Source organism: Streptomyces hokutonensis (assembly GCF_000376565.1).
Lineage (GTDB): Bacteria > Actinomycetota > Actinomycetes > Streptomycetales > Streptomycetaceae > Streptomyces > Streptomyces hokutonensis.
Map to the genome: position 1 here is coordinate 221,872 of NZ_BARG01000031.1, position 17,401 is coordinate 239,272.

Annotated in this window: 19 protein-coding genes and 1 pseudogene; 10 read left to right on the top strand and 10 right to left on the bottom strand. The window is 70.6% G+C overall.

The features are described from left to right. Nucleotides 1-2: 2 nt before the first annotated feature. A pseudogene (locus SSP08S_RS63435) lies at nt 3-286 on the bottom strand (hypothetical protein); the annotation flags it as partial. Between the two features lie 71 nt (nt 287-357). On the opposite strand from SSP08S_RS63435, the gene SSP08S_RS18540 reads away from it, so the two are divergent. Continuing rightward, nucleotides 358-1,095 (top strand): phosphotransferase, encoded by a 738-nt coding sequence (locus SSP08S_RS18540; protein WP_019069109.1) that lies wholly within the window; start codon nt 358-360, stop codon nt 1,093-1,095. A gap of 94 nt (nt 1,096-1,189) precedes the next feature. Then, complete coding sequence (locus tag SSP08S_RS18545; RefSeq protein WP_019069110.1) at nt 1,190-1,960, top strand: ArsR/SmtB family transcription factor; 771 nt, start codon at nt 1,190-1,192, stop codon at nt 1,958-1,960. A 29-nt stretch (nt 1,961-1,989) separates the two neighbouring features. Here the strand turns inward: SSP08S_RS18545 and SSP08S_RS18550 are convergent, their stop codons facing one another. Together SSP08S_RS18550 and SSP08S_RS18555 are read right to left on the bottom strand one after the other, a co-directional pair. Then, nucleotides 1,990-2,430 carry an SPW repeat protein gene (locus SSP08S_RS18550; RefSeq protein ID WP_019069111.1) on the bottom strand — a complete coding sequence of 147 codons (441 nt, stop codon included), beginning with the start codon at nt 2,428-2,430 and terminating at the stop codon, nt 1,990-1,992. A gap of 90 nt (nt 2,431-2,520) precedes the next feature. Next, nucleotides 2,521-3,123: a sigma-70 family RNA polymerase sigma factor gene (locus SSP08S_RS18555; RefSeq protein WP_019069112.1), complete on the bottom strand. Its 603-nt coding sequence runs from the start codon at nt 3,121-3,123 to the stop codon at nt 2,521-2,523. Nucleotides 3,124-3,278: 155 nt separating this feature from the next. Between SSP08S_RS18555 and SSP08S_RS18560 the strand changes: the two genes are divergently transcribed. Then, nucleotides 3,279-4,262, top strand: a complete 984-nt coding sequence (locus tag SSP08S_RS18560) for a MerR family transcriptional regulator (RefSeq protein WP_019069113.1) — start codon at nt 3,279-3,281, stop codon at nt 4,260-4,262. Here SSP08S_RS18560 and SSP08S_RS18565 read toward each other — a convergent pair. Both SSP08S_RS18565 and SSP08S_RS64195 read right to left on the bottom strand, forming a co-directional pair. Then, a complete protein-coding gene (locus SSP08S_RS18565) occupies nt 4,251-5,624 on the bottom strand; it encodes a cryptochrome/photolyase family protein (protein ID WP_019069114.1) in 1,374 nt (457 codons plus the stop codon). The two genes, SSP08S_RS18560 and SSP08S_RS18565, sit on opposite strands and share 12 nt — an antisense overlap. Before the next feature lie 74 nt (nt 5,625-5,698). After that, complete coding sequence (locus tag SSP08S_RS64195; RefSeq protein ID WP_281176149.1) at nt 5,699-5,827, bottom strand: hypothetical protein; 129 nt, start codon at nt 5,825-5,827, stop codon at nt 5,699-5,701. Between SSP08S_RS64195 and SSP08S_RS18570 the strand changes: the two genes are divergently transcribed. Continuing rightward, nucleotides 5,826-5,993: a DUF8839 family protein gene (locus SSP08S_RS18570; RefSeq protein WP_199827269.1), complete on the top strand. Its 168-nt coding sequence runs from the start codon at nt 5,826-5,828 to the stop codon at nt 5,991-5,993. The genes SSP08S_RS64195 and SSP08S_RS18570 overlap by 2 nt on opposite strands. Before the next feature lie 11 nt (nt 5,994-6,004). Here SSP08S_RS18570 and SSP08S_RS18575 read toward each other — a convergent pair whose 3' ends face one another. After that, the gene (locus tag SSP08S_RS18575) at nt 6,005-6,916 is read right to left on the bottom strand and encodes a LysR family transcriptional regulator (RefSeq protein WP_019069116.1); all 912 of its coding nucleotides are present in this window, start codon (nt 6,914-6,916) and stop codon (nt 6,005-6,007) included. Nucleotides 6,917-7,059: 143 nt separating this feature from the next. On the opposite strand from SSP08S_RS18575, the gene SSP08S_RS64510 reads away from it, so the two are divergent. From SSP08S_RS64510 to SSP08S_RS18595, 5 genes are all read left to right on the top strand, one after another. After that, nucleotides 7,060-7,137, top strand: a complete 78-nt coding sequence (locus SSP08S_RS64510) for a putative leader peptide (protein WP_351520955.1) — start codon at nt 7,060-7,062, stop codon at nt 7,135-7,137. Nucleotides 7,138-7,254: 117 nt separating this feature from the next. Beyond that, on the top strand, nt 7,255-8,376 hold the full coding sequence (gene sfnG, locus SSP08S_RS18580) for a dimethylsulfone monooxygenase SfnG (RefSeq protein WP_019069117.1): 1,122 nt from the start codon (nt 7,255-7,257) through the stop codon (nt 8,374-8,376). Between the two features lie 31 nt (nt 8,377-8,407). Beyond that, nucleotides 8,408-8,962, top strand: a complete 555-nt coding sequence (ssuE, locus tag SSP08S_RS18585; protein ID WP_019069118.1) for an NADPH-dependent FMN reductase — start codon at nt 8,408-8,410, stop codon at nt 8,960-8,962. 5 nt (nt 8,963-8,967) lie between these two features. Next, nucleotides 8,968-10,176 (top strand): SfnB family sulfur acquisition oxidoreductase, encoded by a 1,209-nt coding sequence (locus SSP08S_RS18590; protein WP_019069119.1) that lies wholly within the window; start codon nt 8,968-8,970, stop codon nt 10,174-10,176. Between the two features lie 34 nt (nt 10,177-10,210). After that, nucleotides 10,211-11,353 (top strand): LLM class flavin-dependent oxidoreductase, encoded by a 1,143-nt coding sequence (locus SSP08S_RS18595; protein WP_019069120.1) that lies wholly within the window; start codon nt 10,211-10,213, stop codon nt 11,351-11,353. Nucleotides 11,354-11,360: 7 nt separating this feature from the next. Here the strand turns inward: SSP08S_RS18595 and SSP08S_RS18600 are convergent, their stop codons facing one another. From SSP08S_RS18600 to SSP08S_RS18615, 4 genes are all read right to left on the bottom strand, one after another. Then, on the bottom strand, nt 11,361-12,581 hold the full coding sequence (locus tag SSP08S_RS18600; protein ID WP_026178613.1) for a GNAT family N-acetyltransferase: 1,221 nt from the start codon (nt 12,579-12,581) through the stop codon (nt 11,361-11,363). 88 nt (nt 12,582-12,669) lie between these two features. Beyond that, nucleotides 12,670-13,698 carry an acyl-CoA dehydrogenase family protein gene (locus tag SSP08S_RS18605; RefSeq protein WP_019069122.1) on the bottom strand — a complete coding sequence of 343 codons (1,029 nt, stop codon included), beginning with the start codon at nt 13,696-13,698 and terminating at the stop codon, nt 12,670-12,672. A gap of 94 nt (nt 13,699-13,792) precedes the next feature. Further along, nucleotides 13,793-15,490 carry a purine-cytosine permease family protein gene (locus SSP08S_RS18610; protein ID WP_019069123.1) on the bottom strand — a complete coding sequence of 566 codons (1,698 nt, stop codon included), beginning with the start codon at nt 15,488-15,490 and terminating at the stop codon, nt 13,793-13,795. A 213-nt stretch (nt 15,491-15,703) separates the two neighbouring features. After that, nucleotides 15,704-16,786, bottom strand: a complete 1,083-nt coding sequence (locus SSP08S_RS18615) for a substrate-binding domain-containing protein (protein WP_019069124.1) — start codon at nt 16,784-16,786, stop codon at nt 15,704-15,706. 111 nt (nt 16,787-16,897) lie between these two features. Here SSP08S_RS18615 and SSP08S_RS18620 point away from each other — a divergent pair, with 111 nt between their 5' ends. Then, the gene (locus tag SSP08S_RS18620) at nt 16,898-17,374 is read left to right on the top strand and encodes a MarR family winged helix-turn-helix transcriptional regulator (protein WP_019069125.1); all 477 of its coding nucleotides are present in this window, start codon (nt 16,898-16,900) and stop codon (nt 17,372-17,374) included. Nucleotides 17,375-17,401 lie beyond the last annotated feature (27 nt).

Sequence of the window (17,401 nt, forward strand, 5' to 3'; positions counted from 1 at the left end):
TTGACCCATCCCGTCGCGGCCGGCACCTCACCCGCGACGTCCACGACGGAGCGCCCGTCGGTCACCACCTGCACGGTGTCCACGGGCGCCCGCTCGTCCAACAGGCTCGACCTACGCGCACTGTTGGCCATTTCGCGCTCCAACTCGCCCCGATCTCCCGCCCGTTGAGCCGCTCCGAGGCGGTGATGTCCGAGGCGGTGAGCAGCACCCGTACGATCCGCACGTCCGCGCCCATCGCCCGCCGGAACCGCCCCGCCGCCTCCGCGAGCACGCACACCGTGTTCGTGCGCGTGATCCATACCGGCAGCGTCCCGAGCGATACTCGTGCGGTCGAACGATTTCGGGGAGGCGGGCCACGTGGAGGAGCCGGTGCTCGGCGGAGGCGCGGTCAACGAGGTCGTACGGGTCGGGGCGACCGTACGCCGTACTCCCTCCCAACGGTCGCAGTACGTCACCGAGTTGCTCGCGCTGTTCGAGCGGCGGGAGTGGGCAGGGGCGCCGCGCTTCCTCGGTACGGACGAGCGAGGGCGGGAGGTGTTCCAGTACATCGAGGGCCGGGCGGCCGTCAGCCCCGAGGAGCGGTCGGCGGCCCGCAGTGACGACAGCCTGGTCCGTGTCGCACAACTCGTCCGCGCCTTCCACGACTTGACCCACGGCACGCCGGAAGCGGGCGACCGCGACGTCGTGTGCCACAACGACCTGGCTCCCAAGAACACCGTCTACGACACCACTTGGCGCCCTGTGGCCTTCGTCGACTGGGATCTCGCCGCCCCCGGTGAGCGGGTCCACGACGTCGCCCACGTCTGCTGGCAGTACCTGGACCTCGGCCCGGCCGTCACCGACGTGCGCGAGACCGCCCGCCGGATCGCGCTGATCTGCGAGACGTACGGCCTCGACGACACCGGCCGGCTCCTGGACGGGGTCCTGTGGTGGCAGGACCGGTGCGCGCGAGGCATCGAGTCCGGCGCCGAGCGCGGTGAACGCGGCATGGCGGCCCTGCGGGCGAGCGGTGTCGTCGACGACATCCGGGATGCACAGGACTGGGTGGCCGCGCACCGCCGCGAGCTGGGCGCGTTCCTGGGCCGAGCGCCGTAGAACCGCATGCGTTGGACGAAGCCGAAGCCGTTTCCTTGACATGCAGGTAACTGCCTGCATAACGTTGAGTGTGCGATCCGAACATGACCCAGGGATGGACGCGGTCTTCAAAGCGCTGGCCGACGAGACCCGACGGCGGCTGCTGGACCGGCTGCACGAGCACAACGGGCAGACGCTCGGTGAGCTGTGCGGGCGTATCGAGATGACCCGCCAGTCGGTGACCCAGCATCTGGCCGTCCTGGAGGCCGCCAACCTGGTCAGCACGGTGCGGCGCGGGCGGGAGAAGCTGCACTACCTCAATCCGGTCCCGCTGCACGAGATACAGCAGCGCTGGATCGACAAGTTCGAGCGCCCGCGCCTGCGCGCGCTCGGAGACCTGAAGCGACGAGCCGAGGAAGCCATGACCGACAAACCGACATTCGTCTACGTCACCTACATCGCGAGCACCCCCGAGAAGGTCTGGGACGCCCTCACCGACGCCGACCTGACCGCCGCCTACTGGGGGCACAGCAATGTGTCCGACTGGCGGCAGGGCTCGCGCTGGGAGCATGTGCGCATCGACGGTTCCGGCATCGCCGACGTCGTCGGGACCGTCGTCGAGAGCGACCGCCCCAACCGCCTGGTGACCACGTGGACCTCGCCGGAGAACGAGGGCAAGGAGGACACGTACTCCCGTGTCACGTACGACATCCGGCGGCACGAGGACATCGTGCGCCTCACCGTCACCCACGAGGACCTCGCCGACGAGGGCGAGCTGTCCGACGTGTCAGGCGGCTGGCCGGCGGTGCTGTCCAACCTGAAGTCGGTCCTCGAAACCGGCAGCCCCCTCCCGCAGTCACCGTGGCTGGTGCCGGGCGACCACTGAAGGGGGCGTGGTTTCCTCCTCCGAGCGCTCTACGGTTTGGGGGTGCTCCGCGCCGCCGTCGCGGCACACACGATGCCGAGGAGCACGGCCAGCCCGCCGATGATGACGTTGTTCAGGATGACGCCCTTGTCGGGGCTGTCGCCGACGATCCACGGCGAGACGATCATCCAGACACCCAGGGCGCTCATCGCCCAGCTGAGGCCGTACATGCGCTCCGGTGCCCTGGTGAACCCGAGGGCCAGCAGGCCGATCGCGATGCCGACGATCAGGTTGTGCGGCACGAGCGCCGGCTGGCTCGTCGTGTAGTGGAGTATCCACGGGGATACGGCGCAGTACAGACCGAGCAGGAACACCGGTCCGTCCACGAGCGCCACATCGCGTCCACCGAGCATGCGGGCGTAACGCGCCTGCATTTCGGAGACATCAGGGTGGCTCGCTATGTCACCTCTGGTGTGCGAGACGTTGGCCATGACTCGTCTCCTTTGACTTGGCTGGCCTGACCGCGTCCGGTGCGGTGTGCGGTAAGAGCCGCTTCACTCCATTCTGCTCTTATTAATCCTTTATGTGTAGTGCTCAGCCTGTTCGTCGTGCCGAAGGCCGCGGCGCAGCTGGTGGAGGCCGCGCCGGGCATGGCTCTTCACCGTGCCCAGCGGCCAGCCGGTGCGGCGCGCGATCTGGGTCTGGGTGAGGTCCTCGTAGTACGCCAGCCGCAGCACGCGCTGCTGGGGCGCGGGCAGTCGGGCCAGTTCCCGCAGGACGAGGAGGCGGTCGAGGGCGGCCTCGGGCCGCTGGTCGGTGGGATCCGCGACAGTCAGAGTGGCCCCGGCGGCGGCCGCGAGGTGCAGGCGGCGGCTCCTGGCGGACAGCGCGTCGGCGATCCTGCGCCTGGTGATGCCGACGATCCAGCCGCCGATCGTGCCGCGCTCGGGACGGAAACCCAGCCGTCCGCGCCACACCCCGAGAAACACCTGCTGGGTCACGTCCGCGGCCTCGTCGGCGTCCCCCAGCGAGCGCCGGGCCAGCATGTGCACAAGGGGCGACCAGCGGTGATACACGGCGGCCAGACAGTCCTCGTCGCCCGCCACCAGGCCCCTGGCCAGTTCCTCGTCGCTGCGCGCCTCCGCCACCGGGCTCGGGCGGACGGTGCTGTGCTGCGGGCCCATGACGACGGCTCCTCACGTCGGGCGGCGACCGCCCCGGGCCGCTCGGCACTACGACGGTGGGGGATGTCTGCCGGGACATGCCCCGGTTCGTCCATCCTGGGAGCCGGGGATCAAGCTCATCAACTCGCGTCGATTCTGCGTCGTATAGTCACGGGATGAGCGAGTCGCCCGCCGACCGGGACGCACCGAACCGTTCCTCTGCCGAACTCCCCCTGACCACCGGCGCGTTGGCCCGCCGACTGGGCGTGGCACCCACCACGCTGAGGTCCTGGGAGCAGCGCTACGGCATCGGGCCCGCCGTCCGCGCCGAGGGACGGCACCGGCGCTGGACCCCACGTGACGTGGCACTGCTGGAGGAGATGTGCCGCCTGACCTCGTCGGGCGTGCCCCCGGCCGAGGCGGCTCAAGCGGCCCTGGAAGCGGCCGGTGCCCACGCGGAGCGCCCGGCCCGGACCTCCGGCCGCTCGCGGGCGCCCGGCACCCTGCCGCTCGGCGATGTGCGCCAGGAGTGCCGGGGTCTCGCCCGCGCCGCCGTCCGGCTCGACTCACCGGCCGTCGAACGCCGACTCGCCGACGCCGTCGACCGGTACGGCGTGGTCGTCGCCTGGCAGGAGGTGATGGTGCCGACCCTGCACGCGGTGGGACGCAAGTGGGCCTCGTCCGGGGACCGTTACGTCGAGGTCGAGCATCTGCTGTCCTGGCAGGTCTCCACCGCCCTGCGCCGCCACACCCCCACTCCGGGCCGACAGCCGGACGCTCCACCCGTCGTCCTGGCCTGTGTACCCGGTGAACAGCACACCCTGCCGATCGAGGCGCTCAACGCCGCACTGGGTGAACTCGCCCTGCCCACAAGGATGTTCGGCGCCGCCGTACCTGCCGAGGCACTCACCGCGGCGGTACGGAGGCTGGGACCTGCGGCCGTCGTCCTGTGGGCCCAGGCGCGCTCGACGGCGAGCCCGCCGCTGGCCCGGCAGGTCGCCGACATCCGCTGGGGAGTGAAGGGGGCCCGGCGACAGCCCTCGGTGGTGCTGGCCGGTCCCGGCTGGTCCGGCACCTCGGCGCGGAACGCGGTACGGCCGGCCACACTCACCGACGCCGTGGACCTTCTGTCGGCCGCCTACGAGGCCTCAGTCCCCTGACCGTCCTCGCCGGAACCGCGCCAGCCCGTCGGCGAGTTCGACGATCGGATCCGGGTAGTCGCCGAGCGCGACCCGCTCAAGTCCCTTGAGTTTCCACGGCTCGTGCACCAACGGTCCTTCCACCTCGGCGAGTTCGGGCACCCAGCGGCGGACGTAGGTGCCGTCCGGGTCGTGCCGCTTGGCCTGAGTGACCGGATTGAGCACGCGGTTGGGGCGGGAGTCGGTGCCGGTGCCCGCCATCCACTGCCAGTTGAGCTGGTTGTTCGCCACATCGCCGTCGACCAGCAGATCGAGGAAGTGCCGGGCGCCGACCCGCCAGTCGACGTACAGCGTCTTGGTGAGGAAGCTCGCCGTCAGCAGCCGTCCCCGGTTGTGCATCCAGCCCTGGTGGCGCAGTTGGCGCATCGCCGCGTCGATCAGCGGATAGCCGGTACGGCCCTCCTTCCAGGCCGCGATGTCCGCACGCGCCGTGGTCTCGGACCGCCAACGGTCGTGTTTCGTACGGTAGTCGGCGCTCGCGGCCACCGGCCTGGCCGCCAGGACCTGCCGGTGGAAGTCCCGCCACGCGAGCTGCCGTACGAACGCCTCGGCGCCCGGACCGGCCAACCGCCGTGCCCGGTGGACGAGTTCGACGGGGGAGAGAGTGCCGAAGTGCAGATGCGGGGAGAGGTGGGAGGTCGCGTCCGCGGCCAGGTCGTCGTGGATGTCCTCGTACGCGGCGATCCCGCTGCGCAGCCAACGGCTCAACTCCCTGCGCCCCTCGGTCTCCCCGCCGGTCGCCAGACCCGGCGAAAGGCCTACGACACCGGCGCGGGACGGCAGCTCCTCGGAACCGACACCCTCCGGGACCCGCACGGTGCGCGGCGCCGCGAGCGGGGCGCGCAGGTGGACCCCGGACCACTGGCGGAAGTACGGCGTGAAGACCGCGAAGTGGTCCGAGGAGGCGGGGGTCACCGCGCCGGGGGCGACGGCCGTGGTCACGGTGTCGTGGACGTGCAGCCGTCGCCCCTCCGCCTCCAGCGCCCGCCGCAGCCGCTGCTCGCGCCGCTGGGCGTAGCCGCTCACGTCGGCCGCCATGTGCACCTCGTCCGCGTCGGTCTCGGCGGCCACCTTGCACACCTCGCCGACGACGTCTCCGGAGCGGACCACCAGCCGGCCGCCCCGCTCGCGCAGGCCCGCGTCGAGATCGCGCAGACAGTCGGCGAGGAACGCCAGCCGGTTGGGGGCGGCGAACCCGGCCTCCGCGACACCCCGGTCGCGCACGAACAGGGGGACCACCTGGCGGGCGCCGTCGGCCGCCCGCAGCGCGGGATGGTCGTGCAGACGCAGGTCCGAGGTGAACAGGACGACCGAGACGTTCATGGTGCGGACTCCGGGAGACGGGAACAGGCGGTCGTGAGGTGCTTCCGGCCGGGCCCGCCCGGCGGATGCGGCTGTCACCCGACCGGCGTACGTGCCCTCGGCGCCGCGGTGATGTGCATGTCCACGCCGATCGGGGGCAGGCGCATGGATACGACGGTCCCGGTGGGGAGCCGAAGGGCGATGCTGGAGGTGTCTGCGGACATGGGCGCGAAGGTGTTGGAGCGGTTTCCGGCGGGAGCCCCGCGCGGATCATGGCCCGCCGAGGAGTTCGCGGCCCGGCGCCGCGCCGAGGGTCAGCCCGCCCGGGTCGTCATGGACCTGAAGTCCGACGCGTTCCTCGTGGTCGTCCCGGTGGGCGACGAGGACTGACCGTACGGCCCTCAGGGCTGTGTTCCGCCCAGCTCGCGTGCCCGGCGCACGAACGCCTCGTACAGATCCCCGGCCGCCTGCGGCACGGACTCCGCGCAGCGGCGGCGCAGCATCAGCAGCACCCGGGCGGTGTCACCGGCGATCGGCCGGTAGGTGATCGCACCGAGGCGCTCCAGCGGGTCCCCGACGACGCTGAAGTCGGGCAGGACCGTCGCTCCTAGTCCCTCCGCGACCATGAGCTTCCCCATCTCGGCGCCATCGGTCGAGTAGGCGAAAGCGGGCCCGCGCCCATTGAGCAGCCGGTGCACATAGCGGTGCATCACATAGCCGGAGCGCATACCGATCAGCGGCTCGGTGAGTAGGTCGTCCACAGTGACGGTCGGCCGGGCCGCCAGCGGGCTGTCGGGGCGCACGCACACCACCGGCAGCCCGGACAGCAGCTCGGTGGACTCGAACTCGGCCGGCATGTCGTCACCGTCGAGGTGGTTGACCAGCCCGAGATCGAAACCGCCCTCCGCCAGCGCCCGATGGATGTCCGTCTGCTGCGCGCCGACGACCTCGACCTGGGTGAGCGGATGCGAGGCGCGGAACTCGCGGACGACGGGCAGCAGCAGCGGCACGGTCGCCGCGTTCACCGTGCCCACCCGCACCATGCGACTGATCCGGTGCCGCTCGCCCGCCGCCGCCCGCAGCCGGTCCACCGCGTCCAGCACATCGACGATCTTCGGCAGCAGCTCCCGGCCCGCCGCGCTCATCGTCGCGCCGGTCCTTTTGCGCTCCAGGAGGTCGACCCCGAGTTCGCGTTCGAGATTCCTCACTGTCTCGCTCAACGCGGGCTGCGACAGGCGCAGTTCGTCGGCGGCCCGGCGCAGTGAGCCGAGCCGGGTCACGGCCGCGATGTATTCCAGCTGTTCGGTCCGCATGCCCGCAGAATGCGGCCGATTCGGCGGGCCGTTCAAGGGTTTACCTGTCACACCTTCGTGAAATTCAATGGTCCGCGATACGAGACCGGTCGGGTTTTCCTTGACGGTCATCGCGGGCGGCTGCCACGATCGAAGGCATGAAGATGCGACTGGACCTCACGCGGCGACGCCACGTCGACCTCGCGCGCGTCTCCAGCGCCTCCTGTTGCACCGCGGCCTGATCCCCCCTTCTCACTCCCGATCCGCCGCCCTCCTTCCGCCTCCGCCAGAAATTCGCCGGATATCGCTCCGGCCGGATTCGGCGTGCCCGGAATCGCATTCCGCAACAGGAGTTCGCCATGCCCGCAGAGCCCGTGAAATTCGCCTACTGGGTCCCCAACGTCAGCGGGGGACTCGTCACCAGCAAGATCGAGCAACGTACCGACTGGGGCTACGAGTACAACCGCGAACTCGCCGTCCTCGCCGAGAACAACGGCTTCGAGTACGCGCTCAGCCAGGTCCGCTACATGGCCAGCTACGGCGCCGAGTTCCAACACGAGTCGACCAGCTTCAGCCTCGCCCTCCTCCTCGCCACCCAGCGCCTGAAGGTCATCGCCGCCGTCCACCCCGGCCTGTGGCACCCGGGCGTCCTCGCCAAACTCGGCGCCACCGCCGACCACTTGTCGGGCGGCCGCTTCGCCGTCAACGTCGTCTCCGGCTGGTTCAAGGGCGAGTTCACCGCGCTCGGCGAGCCCTGGCTGGAGCACGACGAGCGCTACCGCCGCTCCGAGGAGTTCATCCAGGCCCTGCGCCAGATCTGGACCGAGGACCACACCGAACTCGCCGGGGACTTCTACCGGTTGCGCGACTTCTCCCTCAAGCCCAAGCCCCTCAACACCCTTGAGCGACCGCACCCCGAGATCTTCCAGGGCGGCAACTCCACCGCCGCCCGCGCGATGGCCGGCCGGGTCTCCGACTGGTACTTCTCCAACGGCAAGGACTTCGACGGCGTCTCCGAGCAGATCGCCGACGTACGCCACTCGGCGGCCCAAGTCGGCCGCACCGCACCGAAGTTCGGCCTCAACGGCTTCCTCATCGCCCGCGACACCGAGGCCGAGGCCCGCGACACCCTCCGCGAGATCGTCGCCAAGGCCGACCGGGAAGCCGTAGAAGGCTTCGGGGCCGCGGTGAAGCAGGCCGGGCAGTCCTCGGCCGACGGCAAGGGCATGTGGCAGGACTCCACGTTCGAAGACCTGGTGCAGTACAACGACGGCTTCCGTACGGGGCTCATCGGCACGCCGGAGCAGATCGCCGAACGGATCGTCGCCTACCGGAAGCTGGGCGTCGACCTTCTCCTGCTGGGCTTCCTGCACTACCACGAGGAGGTCGAGTACTTCGGCAAGCGGGTACTGCCCCTGGTCCGCGAACTGGAGGCCCAACTCCCCGACGCCGAGGCCGAGTCCGTCTCCGTGCACGCCTGATCGCCCCCGCAGCAGACCAGAAAGAGGACCCATGGCCACCGTCCTGTCCGTCTCCGGCAGCCCCTCCGCCTCCTCCCGCACCAACCGGCTCCTTCGCCACCTGGACAAGCGGCTGATCGCCCAGGGACACGAGGTGATCCCGCTCGACGTGCGCACCATCCCCGCCGAGGCCCTGCTCGGCGCGGACTTCCGGCACCCGGCGATCGTCGAGGCGACCGAACTGTTCGCCCTCGCCGACGGAGTGGTCGTCGGCACCCCCGTCTACAAGGCCTCCTACTCCGGAGTCCTCAAGGCGCTGCTCGACCTGCTCCCGCAGTACGCCCTCACCGGCAAGACCGTGCTGCCGCTCGCCACCGGTGGGTCCACCGCACATGTGCTGGCCATCGACTACGCGCTCCGCCCGGTGCTGAACTCCATGGGCGCGGCCCACATAGTCCAGGGCTGGTTCACCCTCGACAAGGACATCACCGCCCACGAGGACGGCTCGCTCACCGTCGCTCCGGCCACCGACGAGGCCCTCACCCAGGTGGTGGACCAGTTCTCGGCGGCCCTCGGCCGCACCCCGCTCCTGGCGGCGGCGAGCTGACCACCATGACCGACCCCGAGAGCACCGGCGGGACCGCCCACGTGATCGCCGACGACGCCGAGGCCCTCGTCCTCGCCGCCGCGCTCGCCGACGAGTTCCGCGCCGGAGCCTCCGCCCGCGACAGCGAACGCAGGCTCCCGCGCGCCGAGTTGGACCGGCTCTCCGACTCCGGGCTGCTCGCCGTCACCGTACCCGCGGAGTACGGCGGCGCCGACGTGAGCTCTCGGACCCTCGCCGAGATCTTCCGCCTGCTCGGCTCCGCCGACGGCAGCCTCGCCCAGATCCCGCAGAGCCACTTCGCCTACGTCAATGTGATCCGCCGTCAGGGCACTCCGGACCAGCGGAAGTTCTTCTTCACCGAACTCCTCGCGGGCCGCCGCTTCGGCAACGCACAGTCGGAGGCCGGCACCAAACACGTCCAGGACATCCGCACCCGGCTGACCCGCCGGCCAGACGGCTCGTACACCCTGACCGGCGTCAAGCACTACTCCACCGGCGCCCTCTTCGCCGACTGGATCCCCGTCCTCGCCCGCACCGAGAACGACAACCTGCATGTCGCCTACGTCCCGAGCGACGCCGAGGGCGTCACGGTCGTCGACGACTGGGACGGGATGGGACAGCGCACGACGGCCAGCGGCACGGTCCGCCTGGAGGCGGTCTCCGTCCCGGCGGACCGGGTCCTGCCCCACCACCTCACCTTCGAGGGCCCCCAACTCCACGGCGCCGTCGCCCAGTTGCTGCACGCGGCCATCGACGCCGGAATCGCCGGCGGCGCGCTGGCGGAAGCGGCCGAGTTCGTCCGGACGAAGAGCCGCCCGTGGTTCGAGAGCGGGCTGGAGACCGCTGCCGAGGACCCGCTGCTGATCCAGCGGTTCGGCGAACTCGCCGTCCAGGTACGGGCGTCCGAGGCCCTGCTGATCCAGGCGGCCCGGGCCGTGGACGCGGCGCGCGCCGACCTGACCGACGACTCGGCGGCGGAGGCCTCCATCGCGGTGGCGGCGGCCAAGGTGCACGCGGCGCAGACGGCCGTGGAGGTGGCGGGCGCCCTGTTCGAGGTGTCCGGAACCCGCTCCGCCCTCAACTCGCTGAACCTGCACCGGCATTGGCGGGACGCCCGCACCCACACCCTGCACGACCCGGCGCGCTGGAAGATCCAGCACATCGGCAGGTATGTGCTCAACGGCACCAGGCCACCCCGCCACGGCCTCCTCTAACCCCCTTCAGGACAGTCCGGATCGGAGACCCCACGTGTCCCTCACCTTCCACTGGTTCCTCCCCACCAACGGGGACAGCCGCCATGTCGTCGGAGGCGGTCACGGCACCCCCGCCACCGCCTCCGGACGGGACCGGCCGCCGACGGTCGCCTATCTGAGCCAGATCGCCCGCGCGGCCGAGGACCTGGGGTTCGTGGGCGCCCTCACGCCCACCGGCGCCTGGTGCGAGGACGCGTGGCTGACCACCGCCATGGTCAGCCAGCACACCGAACGCCTGAAGTTCCTGGTCGCCTTCCGGCCGGGTTTCGTCTCCCCGACACTCGCCGCGCAGATGGCGTCCACGTTCCAACGCCAGACCGGCGGACGGCTGTTGCTCAACGTCGTCACCGGCGGCGAGAGCCACGAACAGCGGGCCTACGGGGACTTCCTCGACAAGGACGACCGTTATCGCCGTACCGGCGAATTCCTGGGGATCGTACGGGAGTTGTGGGAGGGCAAGAGCGTCGACCTGGCCGGTGAGCATCTGCGGGTCGAGGACGCGAAGCTGGCGCGGCTGCCGGAGCCGGTGCCCGAGGTGTACTTCGGGGGATCGTCGCCGATCGCGGGCGAGATCGCGGCCAAGTACGTGGATGTGTACCTCACTTGGGGCGAGCCGCCCGCCCAGGTCGCCGAGAAGATCGCGTGGATCAGGGGGCTGGCGGCGAAGGAGGGGCGGACGCTGCGGTTCGGTATCCGGCTGCATGTGATCACGCGTGACACGTCGGCGGAGGCCTGGGCCGAGGCGAACCGGCTGCTCGACGGGTTCGACGCCGAGACCGTGAAGTCCGTACAGGCGGGGCTTGCCCGGAGCGAGTCCGAGGGGCAGCAGCGGATGCTGGCCCTGCACGGGGGCAGCCGGGACGGGCTGGAGATCCACCCCAACCTGTGGGCCGGGATCGGGCTGGTCCGGGGCGGGGCCGGGACGGCGTTGGTCGGCAGCCACGAGGAGGTCGCCGAGCGGATCAAGGAGTACGCGGCCCTGGGGATCGAGGAGTTCGTGCTCTCCGGGTATCCGCACCTGGAGGAGGCGTACTGGTTCGGGGAAGGGGTGCTGCCGAGGCTGGCCGCGGAGGGAATCTGGCGGCACCCGGCCGGCGGGCAGCGGCCCGCCGAGGCGCAGGTGCCGTTCGCGAGCTGAGTCGTGGTCAGAACCAGTGCAGACAGTGCGGGGAGCGATCCGCCCGGAAGAGCGCGTCGGCGAGGGCGGGCGCGCCCGGGCGGTGGGCCCGGATGTGTCCGGCCCGCACGAGCGTGCTCGGGGCGGTGCCGCCGAGATAGACCGAGCCCAAGTCGCTGATGTCCATGGACAGATCGGGCGTCCGGCCCGTGAGGACGCAGTCGGCCTTGCCGTCCCGGACGGTCAGCAGATAGCGGCCGTGCTCATCGAGGAAGGGGTCGTCCACGTCGAGGACGAGCTCCCCGTCCATGGACCAGCCGCGCTCGGTCAGCGCACGCGGGACGTCCAGCAGTCGCACCCAGAGCCAGTCGGTGTCGCCGCTGACCTCTCCGGCGCGGAAGTCCGCGAGCTGCCAGCGCAGCGGATGGCCGGGCGGGAACTGCTTGAACACGACCTGACCGACCAGGTCGTGGCCGAGCACGAACCTGGCCAGAGCCGTGAAGACGGCGTCATCGGCGGCGATGGTCTCGTCCACGGTCAGGGTTCGGGAGTCTCCGAGCGCATAGCTGGCGTAGCCGTCCGGGACCCCGTCGGCGTCCCGGTGGACGGCGACGTAGCGAGGCTTCGGAGAGATCGGGGGCTGCCCCGCGCCCACGGCCCACCAGCGGTGCGGCCGGGACAGCGCGCCGGGCTGTGCGCGGCGGTAGCGGTCGTAGACCTCCTCCAGGATCTCGCCGCACTCGGCACGACGCAGCAGCTCGACCGAGCCGGACGCCGAGCCGTCGGCGGTGTCGCCCGCCCGGGGGAGGGCGAGGGCGGCCCGGTGGCGCGGCACCGTCAGGCGCTGGGTGTAGGTGGCCGGCCCGTACCCGAACCTGCGGTAGATCAGGGCCTCTGAGGCCAGCAGCACGGAGAGGGACTCGCCGCGGGCGCGCAGCTCGGTGAGCTGGTGGCGCATCATCGCGCTGAGCACACCCTGGCGCCGGTGCGAGGGCAGGACACCGACGGCGGTCACCCCGCTGACCGGGACGACGGTCTCGCCGGGAAGGGTGAGCTCGAAGGAGTAGGCGCCGGCGGTGCCGACGGCCCGTCCGTCCGCCGTCGTGGCGAGCAGACAGCGGTCCATTTCCAGCGCCGACCACCAGAGACCGCCGCCATCGGTCGGGGTCTCCCGGAAGTTCGCGAACGCGGCATGGAGCGTGTCGACGAAGGCGTCGAGGTCCTCGTCGGTCGTGGGACGGATCTCCACCACTGTCGCTGCCTCCCAGAGGTACCGGCACCACGCCCCGTGATGCCCCGTCACAGTGCAGCGCCGCTCCGTGACCGGGTCAAGCGAATTACGCGTCGGCCAGCGCTTTCAAGTGGGCAGCTCTCGACTCCGCCGTCTGGCCCTGGACCAGCAGGAACAGGGCCTCGCGCGCGAGGCGTTGGGCCTTGCTCGTCAAGGACAGGGATCTGCCGCCCCCGGCCACCACGGCCGCCGTCGTGGCCGTCATCAGCACCTCGTACGCCTGGGTCCTGAGCGCCAGCCGCTCGGCCAAGTACTCGTGCGGCACCGGGTGTTCGGCCAGCGAGTAGGCCTGTTCACGTACCTCGTCGAGGCGGGCGCGGAGCGGGTCGGCGGTGTCGTCGTCGAGCAGGGCGAGCGCCGCCGCCGCGACTCCGAACACCGCCGGTGACGCGTTCGTCGGCTTCGGGCGGTCCGTCTTCGCCCACTCCGCGTACGGCACGCGCAGCGCCACCGCCTCCTCGGGGAGCCACAGGCCGTCCAGCTCCAGCGACACGGTCCGGGAGGCGCCAAGTGCCGCCAGCCGCATCGGAGTTGAGGGGCGCAGACCGGGCTGTTCCCGCGCCTCGGCGAACGCGAACAAGGCCTCGTCCGCGTCCGTCACCCCCGCGAGCAGCATCACGTCGTTCAGGCCCCAGCCCGTGTACCAGGGCACCGTCCCGTCGAACCGCCGGCCGCCCCGCTCCCGCGACACCCGCACGGGGATGCGCGGGTACGCCCGCAGATGCGCGTACGCCACCCCGGACATCAGCTCGCCTCGCGACAGCGGGCCCAACAGCCTCTCCCGCACCGGCAGTTCGCTCTTCGCCAGCGTCATGACAGGTGTGTGGTGCTGCGTCTGCACGAACCATGTGGAGCAGCACGCCCCGGCCAGGATCTCCGCCGTCTCCCTCGCCACCGCGCCGGGTGCCGCCGAGCCGCCGTAGGCCACGGGGGCGCTGACGCCCAGGAGGCCGGACTGTTTGATCGCCTCGATGTGGGTCGCCGGGACGCCCTCCTGGTCGACCTGTTCGGCGTGCGGGGCGAGGAGGTCGTCCGCCAGTCGTCGGGCGCGGGTGACGAGATCGTGGGAGGTCATGCGGGTGATTCTCCCGATCGGCCGGGTCGGCCACGCGCGACGCTCCGGCCCGAGTCGTGGGACGCGGGCCGGAGCGTTGGGGACGACGCGGTGGTCAGTCGGCCGTGCGTACGGCGGGCATCGCGAGGTCGACCGGGCCGGTGGCGCCGGGGCCGCTCTTGCAGGAGTCGTGGCAGTCCTTCTCCAGGGAGCAGCAGAGGGAGCAGATCGCGCCCGAGTGGAAGGGGCAGTTCGCCACGTCCGGGCGCTCGAAGTCCGTCTTGCAGACCGTGCAGGTCAGCTCCACGGCCGAGGGCAGCCCGTCGGGGCCCAGCAGCGGCTCCTCCAGGTCGTCGAGGCGGGCGATGTAGTACTTGCCCTTGGTGAGGTACGCGAACAGGGGCGAGAGGACCATCGCGAGGAACAGGGCGATGAAGGGGGAGTACGCCTTGCCGTAGTCGCCGAAGGCCTCGAAGTACGCGGCGATGGAGACGGCGGACGCGATGAGCATCGAGCCGAAGCCGACCGGGTTGAAGTTGTAGAGGTGCGCGCGCTTGAACTCGATGTAGGACGGGCTGAGTTTGAGCGGCTTGTTGATGACCAGGTCGGCGACCACCGCGCCGATCCAGGCGATCGCCACGTTGGAGTAGAAGCCGAGGACCGTGTTGAGGAAGCCGAAGACGCCGCCCTCCATCAGGGCCAGGGCGATGCCGACGTTGAGGAAGATGTAGACCACGCGGCCCGGGTGACGGTGTGTCAGCCGGGAGAAGAAGTTCGACCAGGACAGCGAACCGGAGTACGCGTTCGTCGAGTTGATCTTTATCTGGGAGAGGATCACGAAGAACGTGGCCAGGCCCAGGGCGACCGGGGCGGCGAAGGTCTTGAAGCCGTGCACGTACTGCTGGATGGGCTCGTTGGCCTTGGCCAGACCCACGCTGCCGGCGATGTAGAAGGCGAGGAAGGCGCCGCCCATCTGCTTGGCCGCACCGAGGATCACCCAGCCGGGACCGGCGGAGAGCACCGCGCCCCACCACTTCTTGGCGTTCTGCGGGGTCTTGTCGGGCATGAAGCGCAGATAGTCGACCTGCTCACCGATCTGCGCGATGAGCGACAGCGCCACACCGGCACCCGCGCCGACGCCGAGCATGCTGATGCTCGACCCGGTGGGGGAGTTGCCCGCGAAGTGCGTGAACTGCGAGAACTTGCCCGGCTCCTGGATGGCGATGGACACGAACGGCGCGACCATCAGGACCAGCCACACCGGCTGGGTCCACACCTGCATCTTGGAGAGCGCGGTCATGCCGTAGATCACCAGCGGCAGGATGATCAGCGAGCAGATCAAGTAGCCGACGGCCAGGGGGATGTGAAGGCCCAGGTCCAGTGCCTGGGCCATGATCGAGCCTTCGAGGGCGAAGAAGATGAAGGTGAAGCTGGCGTAGATGACCGACGTGAGGGTCGAGCCGAGGTAGCCGAAGCCGGCGCCCCGGGTCAACAGGTCCATGTCGATCGAGTACTTGGCCGAGTAGTACGAGATCGGGATGCCGGTGAGGAAGATCGTCACCGCCGCCGCCAGGATCGCCACCATGGCGCTGGAGAAGCCGTTCGAGATCGCGATCGAGCCGCCGATGGCGAAGTCGGCGAGGTACGCGATGCCGCCGAGAGCGGTGGTGGCCACCACGTACGGCGTCCAGCGCCGGAAGGACTTCGGCGCGTAGCGCAGCGAGTAGTCCTCCAGCGTGTCGTTCTGCGCCCAGTCGTTGTAGGTCCGTCCGGCAACCGTTGCCGGCGCCTCTTTGTCGACGATCTCCGTCACGACACTTCCCTCTTCCACGGGTGTGGGTCATCTCCCGGACGGCCCGGGGGAGTTGGACGGAAGAGTCACGCCGAATTGTTTCCCGGCCGTTTCGGACGCTTTAAATGAGAGACCTTTCAAAATTCTTTTGGCGACGCGCGTAGATTTAATTGATACTTCCTGTGGAAACTATTCCTGCGGGAAGGTAGCCTCGGTCCTGGCAGGTGGGGGAGGTCAGAGTTGGGCGACGATGTCGAAGTCGAAGGCGTCCGCCCGCGCCAGATACAGCCGTTGGCGGAGGTGATTGCCGTGCAGGCGCAGTACGCCTCTCGGTCCCTCGTAGGAAACCGTGCCGCCGAGCGCGCACATGGCGCCCACATCGAGCGACCGCGCCCGCTCCGCCAGTGCCGCCAGCAGCCGTACGCCCTCGAAGCACGACTCGCCGAGGCTGCCCACGACGGGTGCCTCCACGCCGAAGCGGGCCGCGTAACGCCCGCTGAAATCAAGGCTTTCGGCAGTGGCGAGGGTCTCGAAGTAGCCGGCCGCCGCCCACAGTCCCTCGGTGGCCTCCGCGCCGGTGGCCAGCAGGATGTTCTCGTCCATGTGGGTGCTCAGCCGCAGACAGCGCTGGTGCAACCCGTGGGCGGCGAACGCCCTGTTGAAGCGCGCCGCGTCGTCGCCGACCAGCAGCATCAGGACGGCGTCCGCCTCGCACCGCTCGACGCGGCGCAGGACCGGGCCGAACTCGTACGTGCCCAGCGGGACGAAGACCTCGTCGCGCACCCGGCCGCCGCACTCCCGGGCGTAGCGGCGGGCGGCCCGTGCGGTGACGCGCGGCCACACGTAGTCGTTGCCCACCGTGCACCAGCGCCGCGCACCCGTCTCCTCCGCCAACAGGCGCATGGCGGGCAGGAGTTGGGCCGCGTCGGTCTCGCCGGTCAGGAACACGCCGGGCGTGCGCTCGCCGCCCTCGTACTGCGCGGTGTAGACGTACGGCACCCGGCCCGCGATACGCGGCACCAGCGCCTTGCGGACCACCGAGGTGTGCCAGCCGATCACCGCGTCGACCGCGCGCATCGACACCAACACCTCGACCTCGGCGGCCACTTGCTCCGCCGGGGCGCCGCCGTCCACCACGATCAGCCGGACCTCGCGGCCCAACACCCCGCCGGCGGCGTTGAGTTCCTCCACGGCGAGCTGCGCGGCCAGTTCGCAGGACGGGCCGAAGACGCCCGCAGGACCTCGCAGCGGGACGACCAGCGCCACGACCAGAGTCCTGACCGGGCCGCTGATCCGCCCGGGCGGCAGGGAACGCACCAGACCACCTCCGTGAGGGCATGAGGGCACGGAAACCGGGCCCGGCCCCGGCGCCCTCGCAGAGGCTCGTAATCTGAACCGCACAGTAGACCTACCGGAAGGACAGCGGCAATGTCGTCCGTACCGTCGCCGGGCCTCGCCCACCTGCTGAGTCACGCCGAGCGGCGACTGGGCCTGCGCATGGCCGCCGTACTGGCCGAGGAGGACTGCTCGGTCGAGCAGTGGCGCGTCCTGTCGGTCATCGCGGACGGCAAGGGACATCCGATGACCGAGATCGCCGACCAGGTCCTGATGCCCGCGCCGAGCCTGACCAAGCTGGTGGACCGGATGGTCGCCGACAACCTCGTCTACCGCCGCCCCGACCGGGCCGACCGCCGCCGCGTCCTGCTCCACCTCACCGCGCGGGGCCGCACCCTCCACCAGCGTGCCGCGCACCGCCTCCTCGCCGACCAGACCCGCCTGCTCGACGCGATCGACGACCACGGCGACCTCGTACGACTGCTGGCGAGACTCACCGCGGCCCTGGACCAGGAGCCCGCGGAAGAGACCAGGGACGAACCCGCGGAGAAAATCCTGCCGGTTTCCTGAGGCGCGCTGTCGATCCGGGAACATGGC